15 protein-coding genes are annotated in these 14,318 nt (G+C 71.6%); 7 read left to right on the top strand and 8 right to left on the bottom strand.

Annotated elements, in window-relative coordinates:
• The first annotated feature begins 72 nt into the window (after nt 1-72).
• On the top strand, nt 73-1,518 hold the full coding sequence (locus tag ACIRPU_RS02530) for an MFS transporter (RefSeq protein WP_403860592.1): 1,446 nt from the start codon (nt 73-75) through the stop codon (nt 1,516-1,518).
• Here the strand turns inward: ACIRPU_RS02530 and ACIRPU_RS02525 are convergent.
• A complete protein-coding gene (locus ACIRPU_RS02525) occupies nt 1,508-2,578 on the bottom strand; it encodes a helix-turn-helix transcriptional regulator (RefSeq protein WP_403860589.1) in 1,071 nt (356 codons plus the stop codon). The genes ACIRPU_RS02530 and ACIRPU_RS02525 overlap by 11 nt on opposite strands.
• Before the next feature lie 101 nt (nt 2,579-2,679).
• On the opposite strand from ACIRPU_RS02525, the gene ACIRPU_RS02520 reads away from it, so the two are divergent.
• Nucleotides 2,680-4,110, top strand: coding sequence for an MFS transporter (locus tag ACIRPU_RS02520; protein WP_403860586.1), 1,431 nt, complete (start codon nt 2,680-2,682; stop codon nt 4,108-4,110).
• 114 nt (nt 4,111-4,224) lie between these two features.
• Nucleotides 4,225-4,443 carry a hypothetical protein gene (locus tag ACIRPU_RS02515; RefSeq protein WP_171397133.1) on the top strand — a complete coding sequence of 73 codons (219 nt, stop codon included), beginning with the start codon at nt 4,225-4,227 and terminating at the stop codon, nt 4,441-4,443.
• Nucleotides 4,444-4,546: 103 nt separating this feature from the next.
• On the opposite strand, the gene ACIRPU_RS02510 is transcribed toward ACIRPU_RS02515, so the two are convergent.
• Nucleotides 4,547-6,013, bottom strand: coding sequence for an MFS transporter (locus ACIRPU_RS02510; RefSeq protein WP_403860582.1), 1,467 nt, complete (start codon nt 6,011-6,013; stop codon nt 4,547-4,549).
• A gap of 170 nt (nt 6,014-6,183) precedes the next feature.
• On the opposite strand from ACIRPU_RS02510, the gene ACIRPU_RS02505 reads away from it, so the two are divergent.
• Nucleotides 6,184-7,119, top strand: coding sequence for a LysR family transcriptional regulator (locus ACIRPU_RS02505; RefSeq protein ID WP_403860579.1), 936 nt, complete (start codon nt 6,184-6,186; stop codon nt 7,117-7,119).
• 4 nt (nt 7,120-7,123) lie between these two features.
• On the opposite strand, the gene ACIRPU_RS02500 is transcribed toward ACIRPU_RS02505, so the two are convergent.
• The 4 genes from ACIRPU_RS02500 to ACIRPU_RS02485 all read right to left on the bottom strand — a co-directional run bounded on the left by ACIRPU_RS02500 (nt 7,124) and on the right by ACIRPU_RS02485 (nt 10,359).
• Nucleotides 7,124-8,044 carry a UTP--glucose-1-phosphate uridylyltransferase gene (locus ACIRPU_RS02500; protein ID WP_403860576.1) on the bottom strand — a complete coding sequence of 307 codons (921 nt, stop codon included), beginning with the start codon at nt 8,042-8,044 and terminating at the stop codon, nt 7,124-7,126.
• On the bottom strand, nt 8,044-8,640 hold the full coding sequence (locus ACIRPU_RS02495) for a TetR family transcriptional regulator (RefSeq protein ID WP_403860573.1): 597 nt from the start codon (nt 8,638-8,640) through the stop codon (nt 8,044-8,046). Before ACIRPU_RS02495 ends, ACIRPU_RS02500 begins: the two co-directional genes overlap by 1 nt.
• Before the next feature lie 25 nt (nt 8,641-8,665).
• On the bottom strand, nt 8,666-9,676 hold the full coding sequence (locus ACIRPU_RS02490) for an aldo/keto reductase (RefSeq protein WP_403860570.1): 1,011 nt from the start codon (nt 9,674-9,676) through the stop codon (nt 8,666-8,668).
• Between the two features lie 74 nt (nt 9,677-9,750).
• Nucleotides 9,751-10,359, bottom strand: a complete 609-nt coding sequence (locus tag ACIRPU_RS02485) for a TetR/AcrR family transcriptional regulator (protein WP_403861574.1) — start codon at nt 10,357-10,359, stop codon at nt 9,751-9,753.
• A 118-nt stretch (nt 10,360-10,477) separates the two neighbouring features.
• Between ACIRPU_RS02485 and ACIRPU_RS02480 the strand changes: the two genes are divergently transcribed.
• The 3 genes from ACIRPU_RS02480 to ACIRPU_RS02470 all read left to right on the top strand — a co-directional run bounded on the left by ACIRPU_RS02480 (nt 10,478) and on the right by ACIRPU_RS02470 (nt 13,098).
• Nucleotides 10,478-10,909 carry a nuclear transport factor 2 family protein gene (locus ACIRPU_RS02480; protein ID WP_403860567.1) on the top strand — a complete coding sequence of 144 codons (432 nt, stop codon included), beginning with the start codon at nt 10,478-10,480 and terminating at the stop codon, nt 10,907-10,909.
• Complete coding sequence (locus ACIRPU_RS02475; RefSeq protein WP_403860564.1) at nt 10,909-11,769, top strand: NAD(P)H-binding protein; 861 nt, start codon at nt 10,909-10,911, stop codon at nt 11,767-11,769. The genes ACIRPU_RS02480 and ACIRPU_RS02475 overlap by 1 nt, the downstream gene beginning before the upstream one ends.
• A 216-nt stretch (nt 11,770-11,985) precedes the next feature.
• Nucleotides 11,986-13,098, top strand: coding sequence for an endonuclease/exonuclease/phosphatase family protein (locus tag ACIRPU_RS02470; protein WP_403860561.1), 1,113 nt, complete (start codon nt 11,986-11,988; stop codon nt 13,096-13,098).
• On the opposite strand, the gene ACIRPU_RS02465 is transcribed toward ACIRPU_RS02470, so the two are convergent.
• Nucleotides 13,077-13,358 carry a DUF397 domain-containing protein gene (locus ACIRPU_RS02465; protein WP_403860558.1) on the bottom strand — a complete coding sequence of 94 codons (282 nt, stop codon included), beginning with the start codon at nt 13,356-13,358 and terminating at the stop codon, nt 13,077-13,079. The two genes, ACIRPU_RS02470 and ACIRPU_RS02465, sit on opposite strands and share 22 nt — an antisense overlap.
• A complete protein-coding gene (locus ACIRPU_RS02460; RefSeq protein WP_403860555.1) occupies nt 13,340-14,182 on the bottom strand; it encodes a helix-turn-helix domain-containing protein in 843 nt (280 codons plus the stop codon). The genes ACIRPU_RS02465 and ACIRPU_RS02460 overlap by 19 nt, the downstream gene beginning before the upstream one ends.
• Nucleotides 14,183-14,318: the final 136 nt, after the last annotated feature.

Below are 14,318 nucleotides of genomic sequence, written 5' to 3'. Positions count from 1 at the left end.
TCTCTGACCGCCCACAGATCATGTATGAACCATTAGTTAGGCGCACTATCGATATCGGCTACGATGGGGCGCATGCCCGAGCTCAGCCCTCGGCGACGCCTCCTGGTCCTCGCGATCTGCTGCATGAGCCTGCTGATCGTGAGCCTCGACGTCACCGTCCTCAATGTCGCCCTGCCCGCGATGCAGCGCGATCTGCACGCCTCCACCGCCGGCCTCCAGTGGACGATCGACGCGTACACGCTGGTGCTCGCCGTGCTGCTGATGCTCGCGGGATCGACCGCCGACCGGATCGGCCGCAAGAAGGTCTTCATGGCCGGGCTGGTCGTGTTCACGATCGGCTCGCTGCTGTGCTCGCTCGCCCCGAACCTGGAGCTGCTGGTCGCGGCCCGGATGGTGCAGGCGGTCGGCGGCTCGATGCTGAACCCGGTCGCCATGTCGATCATCACCAACACCTTCACCGACCCCCGTGAACGGGCCCGCGCGATCGGGGTCTGGGGTGCGGTCGTGGGCATCTCGATGGCCGCGGGCCCGCTGCTGGGCGGGCTCCTGGTGGAGTCGGTCGGCTGGCGGTCGATCTTCTGGCTCAACCTGCCGATCGGCCTGGTCGCCCTGCTGGCGACCCTGCGGTACGTCCCCGAGTCCCGCGCGCCCAAGGCCCGCCGCCCCGACCCGGTCGGTCAGCTGCTGGTCATCGCCCTGTTCGGCCCCCTCACCTACGCGATCATCGAGGCGCCGGAGGCGGGCCTGTCGACCAGCGGTCCCTTCGCGGCGGTGGCGCTGGTCGCGCTGATCGGCCTGCTCCGGTACGAGCCGCGGCGCGCCGAACCCCTCGTCGACCTGCGCTTCTTCCGGTCGGTCCCGTTCAGCGGGGCGACCGTGGTCGCGGTCGGCGCGTTCGCCGCGCTGGGTGGCTTCCTGTTCCTGTCCACGCTGTACCTCCAGAACGTCCGGGGCCTCGACGCCCTGCACGCAGGGCTGTGGATGCTGCCCATGGCCGTGCCGATGTTCCTGTGCGCCCCGCTGTCCGGACGGCTGGTCGGCAGCCGGGGACCGCGGCTGCCGCTGCTGATCTCGGGCGCCGCCATCACGACGAGCGGGCTGCTGTTCGCCGTCTTCGAGGCGGAGACGTCCGACACGACCCTGTTCCTCGGGTACGTGCTGTTCGGGGTGGGCTTCGGGTTCGTGAACGCGCCGATCACGAACACGGCGGTGTCGGGCATGCCCCGCGGTCAGGCGGGGGTCGCGGCGGCGGTCGCCTCCACCAGCCGCCAGCTGGGCCAGACACTGGGCGTCGCGGTGATCGGCGCGGTACTGGCGGCGGGCGTGAGCACCTCGGCGTACCGCGACACCTTCGTCTCCGCGGCCGTGCCCGGCTGGTGGATCGTCACCGGCTGTGGTGTCGTCGTCCTCGTCCTGGGCGCCGTGACCACCGGAGCCTGGGCCCGGCGGACGGCGGAGCGGACCGCGCGGCGACTGGAGTCGCCGGAGGTCCGGGAGGCGGCGAGCCTCAGCGCCTGACCCCGCTCCCGGCGCTCCCAGCGGTCTCGACTGTCTCAGCGGTCTCGGCTGTCTCGGCGGAGGGCGCCTGCGCGAACGCGTACAGCTTCTCCAGCCGCTCCCGCGTCGCCTCGTCCGCCGGTGCGTACGTCACCAGGCGCGCCCCGAGTTCCGGGCTCAGCCAGAGGTCGGTGTGGGTGAGGTCGAGGAGGCCGACGTGCGGGTTGCGGAACTGTTTGGTCTTGCTGCGGGTCGCGATGACCTCGTAGCGCTCCCAGTTCTCGCGGAACTCCGGTGACTCCGACTGGAGTCGCTTGACCAGCATCTTCCAGGCGGGCTCGGTGAGATGGCCGGCCATGGAGGCGCGGAGCTTCGCGGCCATCAGACGCATGGTCTCGTCGAGGTGGACGATCGACTCGCGCCACTGCGGGTGGGTGTGGACGAGGACCATGCAGTTGCGGTCCTCGGGCGGGATCGCGTCGAGGTCGCAGAGCAGATGGGCGTAGGTGCGGTTGTAGGCCAGGATGTCGTAGCGGCTGTTCTGGACGCAGGCGGGCAGCGGGTCGAGCTGGTCGAGGACCTCGCGTACGGCGTCGGTGACGCCGGTGCACGAGGAGGCGGGGGTCGGGTCGGTCGCGGCGGCCAGCTGGAAGAGGTGCGCCCGTTCGCTCGGGTCGAGCAGCAGGGTGCGGGCCAGGGCGTCGAGGACCTGGACCGAGACCTGGATGTCCCTGGACTGTTCGAGCCAGGTGTACCAGGTGACGCCCACCGCCGAGAGGTGGGCGACCTCCTCGCGGCGCAGCCCCGGCGTACGGCGGCGCGCCCCGCGCGGGAGGCCCACCTGCTCGGGCGTGATCCGCTCGCGGCGGCTGCGCAGGAAGGCGGCCAGCTCGTGGCGCCGGATCTCCGAGCCCCCCGCCCCGGGCGACTCACGGGCGTTCTGGACCTCGCGGGCCGCCTCCGCCGCACGGGCCTCCTGCGACTCCTGGGCCTCCTGCGCCTCCCGGGCCTCGCGAGTCCCCTGCGCCCGGCGGATCGCCTGGGTCTCGCGCGCGCGTGTTTCCTGGGCCATCGTCGTCATGCCTCCAGCGTGCGCCCGCCCGGACACTGTTGCCAGGTGCTCCTTCTACCAGGATAAGGAGACTCTGGTACCCGTCTGAGCGGCGGCGCAGGCTCGGGACCGTGACTGAAACCATCACCACCCCAGCTACCGCACGGACGGTCGCGGCGCCCCGCGCGCTCGGCTCGCTCGGGCTGTTCACCGTGCTGCTCGGCGCGGCACTTCCTCTGATCGACTTCTTCATCGTCAACGTCGCCCTGCCGACCATGGGCCGGGATCTCGCCGCGAGCGAGTCCGTCCTCGAACTCGTCGTCTCCGGGTACGGGCTCGCGTACGCCGTCCTGCTCGTGCTGGGCGGCCGGCTCGGCGACCTGTTCGGTCGGCGCCGGCTCTTCCTGGGCGGCATGGTCGCCTTCGGCCTGACCTCTCTGGCCTGCGGACTGGCGCCCGACGCGTGGTTCCTGGTCGCGGCGCGGGTCGCGCAGGGCGCGTCGGCCGCCGCGATGGTTCCGCAGGTGCTGGCCACCATCCAGTCGTCCACCGAGGGTCCGCGTCGCGCCAAGGCGATGAGCCTGTACGGCGCGACCGCCGGGCTGTCCATGGTCGCGGGCCAGATCCTGGGCGGCGTACTGGTCGCCGCGGACCTCGCCGGCAGCGGCTGGCGGTCCGTGTTCCTCGTGAACGTCCCCGTCGTGGTCGTGGGGCTCGTCCTCGCCGTCCGTACCGTCCCGGAGACGCGCTCACCGCGCCCCGAGCCCGTGGACGGACCCGGCACCGTGCTCCTCGCCGCCGCCCTGCTGACGCTGCTCGCCCCGCTCACCGAGGGCCGGGCGGCGGGCTGGCCGCTGTGGACGTGGCTGTCACTGGCCGCGTTCCCGCTGGTCACGGGCGCGTTCCTCGCGGTGGAGCGGCGGGCCGACCGGCAGGGCCGTACCCCGCTGGTGCCGCCGAGCCTGTTCGCGCTCACCACGCTGCGGCGCGGCCTGACGATCATGGTGCCGTTCGCGATCGGCTTCAGCGGGTTCATGTTCGTCGTCGCCGTGGCGCTGCAGAGCGGGGCGGGACTGGGTCCGGTGCCGGCCGGTCTCGCGCTCGCGCCGATGGCTCTGGCGTTCTTCCTCGTCTCGCTGGCCGGGCCACGGCTGGTGGCGCGGTTCGGGGCCCGGGTGGTCACGGCGGGCTCGGTGGTCCAGGGCGTGGGTGTCGTCCTCATCCTGCTGGCGGTGCGCGCCGACTGGCCGGACGTGGGCTTCGTCGCGCTGCTGCCGGGCGCGGCGGTCGCCGGTGCGGGGCAGGCGCTCCAACTGCCCGTCGTCATGCGGATCGTGATGTCCGAGGTGCCTTCGGTCCGCGCGGGCGTCGGCAGCGGGGTGATGGTGACCACCCAACAGGCCTCGCTGGCACTGGGTGTGGCCACCCTCGGCACCCTGTTCCTCTCCCTGGTCCCGGGGATGGGCATGCGGGACGCCCTGGTCGTCACGCTGGCCGTGCAGTTGGGCGGGGTCGTCGTGACGGGGCTGCTGAGCCTGCGGCTGCCGCGCAAGGTGGGGTGACTCACACGCCCCGGACCGGGCTCGGGAACGGCTTGGCCAACTCGACGGGCCGAAACCCCTGTTGATGTTGGTATTGCTGCACACTCCTTGCTGGCCGAGATTCAGGGAGGCGTGGTGCTGGAGATCAACACGAGCAAGGTGAGCCGCTGGGACCAGCATGGACGGGAGCATGTCGTCCGAGTGCGGCGAGCGGGAGTGCAGCGCACGATCAGATGTGACACGTGCGGCTGGCGCAAAGGGGCGCAGTTCCTGCCCTGGCTGAAGGCCGAGGAACATCTCGCCGAGGCGCATCAGGCGACGGTGGACCCCGCGGAGGGCCGCGAGCCGCGATGACTCCCGGCCGCCCCGGGAGTCATCGGGGCGAAGCGAGGCCATCGCACCGGAAGGCCGGATTTCCTTCGGGCGGACAGCCTCTGAGCGTCGACGTGGCGGCCAGTCAGGACCGGTTCGGCGCCGACTCCGGCTCCGGCTCCGGCTCGGACTCCAGCCCCGGCTCAAGCTCCGGCCCGGGCTCGGACTCCAGCCCCGGCTCAAGCTCCGGCCCGGGCTCGGACTCCAGCCCCGGCTCAAGCTCCGGCTCCGGTTCCGGCTCGGGGCGGCGCGCTGTCGTGCGGCGGGGCAGCAGCAGCGGGGTGGCCAGCAGGAACACGCCGGCCAGGCCGATGGCCGTACGCGGACCGAGCAGGCTGCCCAGCACACCCCAGACGGCCGTCAGGAGCGCGGTCGCCGCCTTGGTCGTCACCGCCCAGGCGGACAGGGTGCGGGTGACCCGGCCGGTCGGGGTGCGCTCCAGGCGGTAGGTGGCCTGGACGGGGTTGAAGACCCCGCAGCAGAAGATGAGCCCGAGCTCGACGCCCACCACCAGCAGCAGCCCGCCGGCGCCCGGCCCGAGGAAGGCCAGGCCGACGGGCCAGATCGCACGCAGCGCCCCCGATCCGACCAGTACCCGGTGCTGCCCGAACCGGGTGACGAGCGGTCGGGCCAGCCGCGAGCCGAGCAGCCCGCCGATCGCGGGCGCGGCGAAGGCGAGGCCGTACTGCCACGGTGCGAAGCCGAGTCGGCCGAGCATCAGGACGGCCAGCAGCGGCTGGGCGGCCATCACCAGGCCGTTGAACAAGGCCGTGTTGAAGAACAGGGGACGCAGCGTCGCGTCGGCGAGGATGTACCGCCAGCCGTCGAGCAGGTCCCCGGCCCGCAGGCGCGCGGCCTCCCGGGGCGCGGGCCGCTGCTCGTGCCCGCCCATCGCACGGATGCCCAGGGCCGAGAGCAGGTAGCTGACCGCGTCGGCCACCACCGTCGCCACCGGGCCGAGAAGCCCGATCGCCGCGCCGCCCAGCGGTGGTCCGATGATCGTGGTCGTCCAGGCCGTGGACTCGAACCGGGCGTTGGCGACGAGCAGGTCCTCGGCCGGCAGCAGTGTCTTCAGGTACGCGCCGGAGGCGGCGCGGAAGGTGATGTCGGCCGCCGCGACGACGACCGAGACCAGCAGGAGCTGAAGGAAGGTGAGGACGCCGAGCGCGAACGCGGCGGGGACGGTCAGCAGCGCCGCGCACCGCACCAGGTCCATCGTGATCAGCACCGGCCGCTTGCGGCGGAACTCCACCCACGGGCCGAGCGGCACCGCCACGACCGCGCCCACCGCGGCCCCCACGCAGGAGAGCGCGGCGACCTCGGCCGGTCCGGCGTGCAGCACCTGGATGGCGATCAGCGGGAACGCGCCGAAGGCGAGCCAGGTCCCGAGCGCGCTGGTTCCGTACGCTCCCCAGAGCCACCCGAACCGCCGGCCCAGCCGATGCCCGCGCCGCTGACCGGGAAGCTGTCCGGGCCGCTGTCCGGGCCGCTGTCCGGGCCGACGTACGAGCCGCTGACCGAGCAGCCGTCCCAGCCGGTCCCCGCTCCTCATGCCCGCCCGCCCCTCGCCACTCGCCGATCGCCACTCGCCACTCGCCACTCGCCGATCACCCGTACAACCGATCCGCGTTCGCAAGCATCAAAGCGAGCACCGCGCCCGGGGATCAAACAACCGTGGGGCCTCCTGGCCACAACCACCGGTTGTGTCCCTAGGGTGTCGCCATGGACCTAGAGACCGTCCGGACGTTCGTCGCCGCCGCCGACGCGGGGCAGTTCCAGGAGGCCGCCGCCGAGCTGGCGGTCACCCAGCAGGCCGTCTCCAAGCGCATCGCCGCGCTGGAGCGCACCCTCGGGGTACGGCTGTTCACCCGCACCCCGCGCGGCGCCGAACTCACCATCGACGGGCAGGCGTTCCTGCCCCACGCGCGCGAGCTGCTGCGCGTCACCGAGCGCGCGGTCGCATCCGTGCGCACCGGCCACCGTCCGCTGCGCGTCGACGTGATCGCCTCACGCGGCGCGGCGACGGGCCTGATGCGCGACTTCCACCGCGCACACCCCGAGATCGACCTCGACGTGGTGATGCTGTTCGAGATCGAGACGGCCGTCGCCGCCCTGCGGTCCGGTGCGATCGACGCGTCCTTCCGCGCCGTCGCCGCGCCCGGCCGGCCGCTGCCCGAGGACATCGAGTCCGTCCGGGTGCTCGACGAGCCGCTCCAGCTCCTCACGGGCTCCGCCCACGCGCTGGCGGGCGCCCGGTCGGTGCCCCTCGCTCAGCTGGCCGGGCACCGGATCTGGATGCCCGGCCTCGCCCCCGGAACCGAGTGGACCGCCTACTACGACGATCTCGTCGCCGAGTTCGGCCTCACCATCGAGGCGACCGGCCCCAACTTCGGCTCCGACGCCCTCCTCGACACCATCGCCGACACGCCGGCCCTGGCCACCTTCATGGGCGGGCGGACCCGCCTCGTCTGGCCCGCGGGACACGGCCTGCGTCTCATCCCGGTGACCGACCCGACGCCCGTCTACCCGCACTCGCTCCTCTGGCACCGCGACAACCCCCACCCGGCGCTGGCCGCCCTCCGCGCCCACCTCGACGCCACGGCGGCCGGCTCCGACGCCGCCGGGACCTGGGCGCCGGGCTGGGTGATTCCGCGCTGAACGGTCAGTGTGAGCCAGGCGCCCGGTCGCCGCGGGCGTCGAGGTCGCTGACCAGGCCCCGGAGCACCGGCCCGTACTCGGGGTGGGCCAGGGCGTGGGCCAGCTGGGCGACGAGGTAGTCGGACGGGTTGCCGGTGTCGTACCAGCGGCCCTGGATGACCTGGCCGTAGACCGCACGGCCGCGGGCGTAGGCGTTGATCGCGTCGGTCAGGTAGATCTCACCGGTCCGGTGCTCGTACCAGCGGCGGGTCTGCTCGCGCAGTTCGTCGATGATGCCGGGGGTGATGACGTAGCCGCCGATGGCCGCGTACGCCGACGGCGCCCGCGCGGGGTCGGGTTTCTCGACGAGGCCGGTGATGCGCAGGGTCCCCTCGCCGAGGTCTTCCTTGACGACGGGGACGCCGTAGCGCTGGGAGTCGGCGGGGTCCATCGGCAGCAGGGCCAGCACCGGGCAGCCGGTCTGCTCGTAGGCGCGGATCAGCTGCTGGGCGCGGGGGGTCTCGGCGACGAAGACGTCGTCGGGCCACAGGACCAGGACCGGCTCGTCGCCGAAGGAACGGGCGGCGTTCAGCACCGGGGTGCCGTTGCCGTACGGGCCGCGCTGGTCGAGGTAGGTGATGTGGCCCCTGCGGGCCAGCTCGGCCACCTCCTCGACCGCGTCCGCGTAGGCCGTCTTGCCGTCGGCGCGAAGCTGCTCGACGAGGGCCGGGTTGGGGCGGAAGTGGTCCTGGATCAGGCTCTTGCCGCCGGAGACGACGATGGTGATGTCGGTGATGCCCGAGTCCACCAGCTCCCGCACGGTGTGCTCGATCACCGGCTTGTCGCCGACCGGGAGCATCTCCTTCGGGATCGCCTTCGTGAGGGGCAGCAGCCGGGAGCCCAGCCCGGCGGCGGGGATCACGGCCCGGCGGATCGTGGGGGCCATCAGACCGCTCCCCGCAGCCCGCGCAGCAGCAGGTCCACCAGCGCCGTGAAGTCCTCCTGCGCGCCCGGCCGCTCCCACACCCGGTGGTAGCCGGGGTCGTGGAAGCGGCCGGTGGCCTGGAAGACGGCAGCGGCGGAGGTCCTCGGGTCGGGGACCGTGAAGTCGCCGGACGCGACCCCCGCCTCGATGATCTCGGTCAGCTGGCCGGTCAGGTCGGCGAGGTGCTCGTCGACCACCTCGCCGGTCTCCCCGGTCAGCACCATGTACGTGGCGAACAGCTCGGGATCGTCGCCCGCCTTGCGCCGCTTGGCCTCGAAGAGCGCCGCGAGCCAGTCGCGCAGCCGGGTCTCCGGGGCGCGGGTCTCGTCGGCGGTGATGGCGGACAGGGTCTCCGACGTACGGTCCAGCCACCGCTTCGTGACCGCCGCGCGCAGCGCCGCCTTCGTCCGGAAGTGCCGGTAGACGCTGCCATGGCTGACCCCGAGCGCGCGGGCCACGTCGACCACGGTGGCCTTGGCCGGGCCGTGGCGGCGCAGCACTTCCTCGGTCGCCTCGAGGATGCGCTCGGCGGTCAGGGTCTCGGTGGTCGGTGACATGCTCAGACCGTACCCGGAGTGCGGGTCAGCGCTCGCTGTCGAGGTGGGCCATCGCGGCGGCCGAGTAGCGGTCACCGGCGGCCGCGTCGGCCGGGACGGCGCCCTCGATCGCGGCGAGGTCGGCGGCGTCCAGGACGACGTCCAGCGCGCCCAGCGACTCCGCCAGCCGCTCCCTGGTCCGGGCGCCGATCAGCGGCACGATGTCCTCGCCCTGGGCCAGCACCCAGGCGATCGCGATCTGTGCGACGGAGACGCCCTTCTGCTCGGCGACCTTCCGCAGCGCCTCCACCAGGTCCAGGTTGTGCTGGAGGTTGTCGCCCTGGAAGCGGGGCGAGTAGGCCCGGAAGTCGTTCGCGGCGAGCTTGCGGTCGGCGGTGAAGTGCCCGGAGATCAGCCCGCGCGACAGCACGCCGTACGCCGTGATGGAGATCCCCAGCTCACGGGTGACCGGCAGGATCGAATTCTCGATGCCTCGCGAGATCAGCGCGTACTCGATCTGGAGGTCGGCGATCGGCGCGGTGGCGGCGGCCTTGCGGATGGTCTCGGCGCCGACCTCGCTGAGGCCGATGTGCCGGACGTACCCCTTCTCGACCAGCTCGGCGATCGCGCCGACCGTCTCCTCGATCGGTACGTCGGGGTCGAGCCGGGCGATGCGGTAGACGTCGATGTGGTCGACGCCCAGGCGCTGGAGGGAGTAGGCGGCGAAGTTCTTCACGGCTCCCGGACGGCCGTCGTAGCCGCTCCAGCCGCCGTCGGGGTCGCGCAGGGCGCCGAACTTCACGCTGATCTGCGCCTGTTCGCGGCGGGCGGCGGGAGCGGTGCGCAGGGCTTCGCCGATCAGCAGCTCGTTGTGGCCCATGCCGTAGAAGTCGCCGGTGTCCAGCAGTGTCACGCCGGCCTCGAGGGCGGCGTGGATCGTCGCGATCCCCTCGGCCCGGTCCGCTTCGCCGTACAGCGCGGACATGCCCATGCAGCCGAGGCCGAGGGCGGAGACCTGGGGACCGGTGGTACCGAGGGAACGGGTTCGCATCGTCATGTACCCCAGCATGGCATGACGACTGACAGATTTCAATATCTGTCACCTGTCAGCTGTCACCCGCCGGGCCTCTGTCAGCTGTCACCCGCCAGGACCCTGGCAGTGAAGGCCGCCAGGTCCGCCCGCACCCGCTCTCGAGGCACGCGCCTCTCGTCCACGAGGTGGTCGACGAGGTCGGCACGGACGGCGGCGAGCAACGCGTGCGCGGCGAAGTCGCCGTCCGAGGGCCCGAAGCCGGGGATCCGCTCCAGCGCGGCCCGGAGCGTGGAGTGCCACCACTCGTAGTGACCCGCCCCGTAGGGGCTGCCGCTGCCGGCCTCCTCCAGGGCCAGGGCGAGGTGGCGGTTGTCGAGCTTGAAGCAGAGAAGGGCGTCGAGCAGGGCGGGCGCGCGCAGCGATGGCGGAGTGGCGGGCCCCAGCGGTGCCGGGCCCGCTTCGACGGCGGCCCTGACCGGCTCCAGCCGCGCCGCGTACAGCGCCTGGATCAGGCCGGTGCGGTCGCCGAAACCGCGGAAGAGCGTCGCCTTGCCGACGCCGGCCGCCGCCGCGATGTCGGCCATGGTGACGGCCTCGGGACTCTCGCAGCGGGCGAAGAGGTCGTCGGCGGCCGCCAGGACCGCCTCCCGATTGCGGGCCGCGTCCTTGCGCGGCCTGCGTTCGGCGGCGGCCGCCACGGATTCCATGGGTTCCACGGGTTCCCTCTCGCCCACCATCCGGCCCTCCTTTACAAAGCGGACCACGGGTCCGTATCGTTGGGCCCAGAAGCGGACCCCGGGTCCGTATCTTATGGACGGAGTGCCCATGCCCACCACCACGGCGCCTACGGATCTGTACCGCCACGGCCTTCAGCTGCTGCTGGACAAGAACATCTCCGCCTGGGTCGACCTCTGGGACGACGACGGAGTCCTCGAGTTCCCGTTCGCCCCCGACGGCTGGCCCAAGCGACTGGAGGGCAAGGCCGCGATCGCCGACTACATGCGCGGCTACCCGGACCACATCGACGTCCACGACTTCCCGTCCGTGCGGATCCACCGGACCACCGACGCGGGGACCATCGTGGTCGAGATGCGCGGCGTGGGGCGTCTGGTGGAGACCGGCAGCCCCTTCGACATGACCTACATCGCCGTGGTCACCGTCGAGAACGGCCTCATCACCGGCTACCGCGACTACTGGAACCCGCTCGCGGTCCTCCAGGACCCCGCGACCGACTTCACGGGGACGAGGACGAAGTGATGACGACCATCGGCACCACCCTGGTCATCGGGGCGACCGGCACCACCGGCAGCCGCGTCGTCTCCCGGCTCGCCGCGCGCGGGCACGACGTCAAGGCCGCGAGCCGACGCGCCAACGCCGTGGACGACTCCCGGTCCGTCCGGTCCGTCCGCTTCGACTGGGACGACCCCACGACCTTCGACGACGCCCTGACCGGCGTCGACCGGGCCTACCTCATCCCACCGCTGGGCTCCACGGAACCGGCCGCCATCATGCTGCCCTTCCTCGAAGAGGCCCGCGCGGTCGGGGTGCGGCGCGCGGTACTGCTCAGCTCCTCGGCGATCCCCGCCGGCGGCCCGTCCACGGGGCAGGTCCACCAGGCCCTGCCCGGCCTGTTCGACGAGTGGGCGGTCCTGCGGCCCTCGTGGTTCATGCAGAACCTCACCGGAGACACCCCGCACGCCCGGAGCATCGCGGCGGACGGCACCATCCTGACGGCCACGGGTGAAGGCCGGGTCGGGTTCGTCGACGCCGACGACATCGCCGCCGTCGCCGTACACGCGCTGACCGATGCACAGGCCCCCAACACCGACCTCGTCATCACGGGCCCGGAGGCACTGAGTTACGCCGACATCGCCGCCGTCCTCACCCGGCTCACGGGCCGGCCGGTCACCCACCACCCGCTGACCTACGAGCAGTTGCGCGACCGTCTCGCCGCCGCGATACCCGCCGAGTACGCGGCGCTGCTCGCCGGCCTCGACCGCGCCATCGCGGACGGCGCGGAGGACCGGACCACCGACACCGTCCAGCGCCTCACCGGCCGGCCACCACGCGCCTTCCGCGCTTTCGCGGAACGGGAGTTGACCCGGTCGGCCGGCTGAGCGCCCCGTACGGCCGCGTCGGCATGCGCATCACCCTGACATGACAGCCGACACGACGGCCGACACGACAGCTGACAGATGTGAACATCTGTCGGCTGTCATCTGTCCGGTCGACGGGGCGGGCAGCGCGAGGACAATAGGAGGTGTCGGTGCGCGGTCACCCCGGCGGCGCCTGCCGCCGACCGAGCGGCCCTTCGCGCCGCCATGGAGGCTGCCATGAGCATCCGCATCGCCACCTTCAACATGGAGAACCTCTTCCGCCGGCCCACGGCCTTCCGCGTCGAGGACCCGGCGAAGCGCGAGGAGATCCTCGACGACTTCGCCACGCTGGTCGCTCTCCTGGACCTGCCCGTGTACACGGACGACGACAAGACGAAGATCGCCGGCCTGATCGAGAAGCACCGGGCGTACGAGATCGACCCGAAGGACCCGCCGCCGATCTATGTGAACCAGTCACGTCCGGGCAAGGAGTCCGGACTGTTCAAGCCGCCCGAGCCGGGAAAGAACCCCCACATCGTGGTCACCGCCAAGGGCCGTGCCGCGTGGGCCGGTTGGGCCGAACTGGGACAGGACGACTTCGAGATGAACGTGGTGCGCAACACCGGCCGCGTGGTCTCGGAGGTCGACGCCGACATCCTGCTCACCGTCGAGGTCGAGGACCGTCTCACCCTGGAACGCTTCAACACGCAGGTGCTGGCCGGGGCGCTCGGCCGACGGCCGTACCCCTACGCCCTGCTGATCGACGGCAACGATCCCCGGGGCATCGACATCGGGATCCTCAGCCGGCACCCGATCACGTCCGTGCGGTCCCACCTCTTCGACACCAGCCCCGAGCGTCCCGACCTGCGCCTCTTCAGCCGCGACTGCCCCGAGTTCGAGATCCAGCTCAACGGCACGCCCCTGGTGATCCTCGGCAACCACCTGAAGAGCAAGTTCCAGGACAACCCCAAGCTGCGCCTTGCCCAGGCGAAGCGGGTCGCGGAGATCTACCGGGCCGCGCTGGAGCGCACCCCGCACGTCATCGTCGCCGGAGACCTCAACGACGACCCGGACAGCGACCCGGCCACGGCCCTACGGGACACCGGGCTGCGGGACGTGATGAGTCACCGCGCCTATCATGGCCTGCCCGGCACACACGGGGACTGCAAGAGCGAGGGGAACAAGCTCGACTATCTGCTGCTCTCCCCCGAGCTGTGGCCGGAGGTCCAGCACGTCGGCCTGGAGACCCGTGGCATCTTCGCGGACGACATCAAGTCCTTCGACACGGTGACCTCGAAGGGCACGGCGGCCTCCGACCACGCGGCGCTCTACGTGGACGTCGACCTGTAGGCACGCACGAAGTGACCCCAGGCCACCGGCCCGAACGTCAGCACACCCCGCCCGGGGTCCTTGCTGTCCCGGACGGGGACGAGGGCGGTCACGTCGTCGGCGACTTCGAGGCACTGGCCGCCGTCAGAGTTGCTGTAGCTGCTCTTGCGCCAGACGGCGGCGCTGAGGAGATCGTCGGAGACCTCAACACAGTTGCCGCCATCGGTGTTGCTGTAGGAACTCTTGCGCCACGTCACGCTGCTCAAGTCGATGGCTCGCATGGCATTTCCTCCAGCACTCGCAAGATGAACGTCCGTGACTCGGCAGGGCTCAGCGCCATGTCACGTACCGCATCATATGTGCGGTGCAGGCGCTCAACCTTGCCTGTTTCCTCGACCAGTTCACCCCGTACATCGTTCTCCGTATAGGCCACGGTTCGGCCGTCCAGGAGCCGCAGGAACATCGTGTCCGTATTCATCAGGCCGTGCGGGCCGGTGCCGAACGGCAGCACGTGCAGGGTGACGTTCGAGTATTCCGACGCCTCCACCAGGTGCCCCAACTGCCCTTTCCACTCTGCGCGGTTGCGCAGCGAATTGCGGAGAACGGCTTCGGAGAGGATCGCCCGGAACGGAGGAGCCTCCTCCCCCTCCAGCAGCTTCCGTCGACTCGTGCGCGCCTCAACCTGTTGGTTCAACTCCTCCCCTTTGAGACCGCCCGCCACGAGTGCTTCGAGCGCGTAGCCGTCCGTCTGAAGCAGTCCCGGCGGCGCACTCACCGAGTACTGCCACAGCCCGATCGCCTCAGCCTCCAGCAACATGTACCGCCGATACTGCTCCTTGAACTGCGATGGATCCGCCACCGCCAGTTCCCACAGCGTGAGCAGCATCGGGGTCGTCCCGTAGTGCTGGTCCAGCGCCTCGACGATCTCCGGGCTGCCCAGGCTCTGGCCGCCCTCCATCTTCCCGAACGTCGACGCGTTCCAGCCCAGCACCACCTCCAACTGCCGCAGGCTGTCCCCCTTCTCGGTCCGCAGGAGGCGCAGCTCCTCCGCGAAGCGTCGCCGGGGCTCCTGGCTACGGCCCGTGATCACCCGCCTGGACGGCATCCAACCCTCCGGAATTTGTGGAATATGCGCTGTCCGACGACGCCCAGCCCCACGTCAGCGGCGTGCCGATGCCGGTCGAAGGCCATCCTGACGACAACCCCCACTACCCAGAGTAGCCCAACTGTCGCATTTAGTA

The sequence above is a fragment of the Streptomyces sp. NPDC102259 genome, from assembly GCF_044766465.1.
In the GTDB taxonomy this organism is placed as follows: domain Bacteria; phylum Actinomycetota; class Actinomycetes; order Streptomycetales; family Streptomycetaceae; genus Streptomyces.
The sequence above is the reverse complement of the archived record's forward strand: the minus strand, read 5'-3'. Positions and strand labels throughout refer to the sequence as shown.

Bases quoted from the DNA above. Each gene is read 5' to 3' on its own strand.
- ACIRPU_RS02530 (WP_403860592.1), top strand. From the start codon at position 73: ATGCCCGAGCTCAGCCCTCGGCGACGCCTCCTGGTCCTCGCGATCTGC.
- ACIRPU_RS02525 (WP_403860589.1), bottom strand. From the start codon at position 2,578: ATGACGACGATGGCCCAGGAAACACGCGCGCGCGAGACCCAGGCGATC.
- ACIRPU_RS02510 (WP_403860582.1), bottom strand. From the start codon at position 6,013: ATGAGGAGCGGGGACCGGCTGGGACGGCTGCTCGGTCAGCGGCTCGTA.
- ACIRPU_RS02505 (WP_403860579.1), top strand. From the start codon at position 6,184: ATGGACCTAGAGACCGTCCGGACGTTCGTCGCCGCCGCCGACGCGGGG.
- ACIRPU_RS02500 (WP_403860576.1), bottom strand. From the start codon at position 8,044: ATGGCCCCCACGATCCGCCGGGCCGTGATCCCCGCCGCCGGGCTGGGC.
- ACIRPU_RS02495 (WP_403860573.1), bottom strand. From the start codon at position 8,640: ATGTCACCGACCACCGAGACCCTGACCGCCGAGCGCATCCTCGAGGCG.
- ACIRPU_RS02490 (WP_403860570.1), bottom strand. From the start codon at position 9,676: ATGACGATGCGAACCCGTTCCCTCGGTACCACCGGTCCCCAGGTCTCC.
- ACIRPU_RS02485 (WP_403861574.1), bottom strand. From the start codon at position 10,359: ATGGAATCCGTGGCGGCCGCCGCCGAACGCAGGCCGCGCAAGGACGCG.
- ACIRPU_RS02480 (WP_403860567.1), top strand. From the start codon at position 10,478: ATGCCCACCACCACGGCGCCTACGGATCTGTACCGCCACGGCCTTCAG.
- ACIRPU_RS02475 (WP_403860564.1), top strand. From the start codon at position 10,909: ATGACGACCATCGGCACCACCCTGGTCATCGGGGCGACCGGCACCACC.
- ACIRPU_RS02470 (WP_403860561.1), top strand. From the start codon at position 11,986: ATGAGCATCCGCATCGCCACCTTCAACATGGAGAACCTCTTCCGCCGG.
- ACIRPU_RS02465 (WP_403860558.1), bottom strand. From the start codon at position 13,358: ATGCGAGCCATCGACTTGAGCAGCGTGACGTGGCGCAAGAGTTCCTAC.
- ACIRPU_RS02460 (WP_403860555.1), bottom strand. From the start codon at position 14,182: ATGCCGTCCAGGCGGGTGATCACGGGCCGTAGCCAGGAGCCCCGGCGA.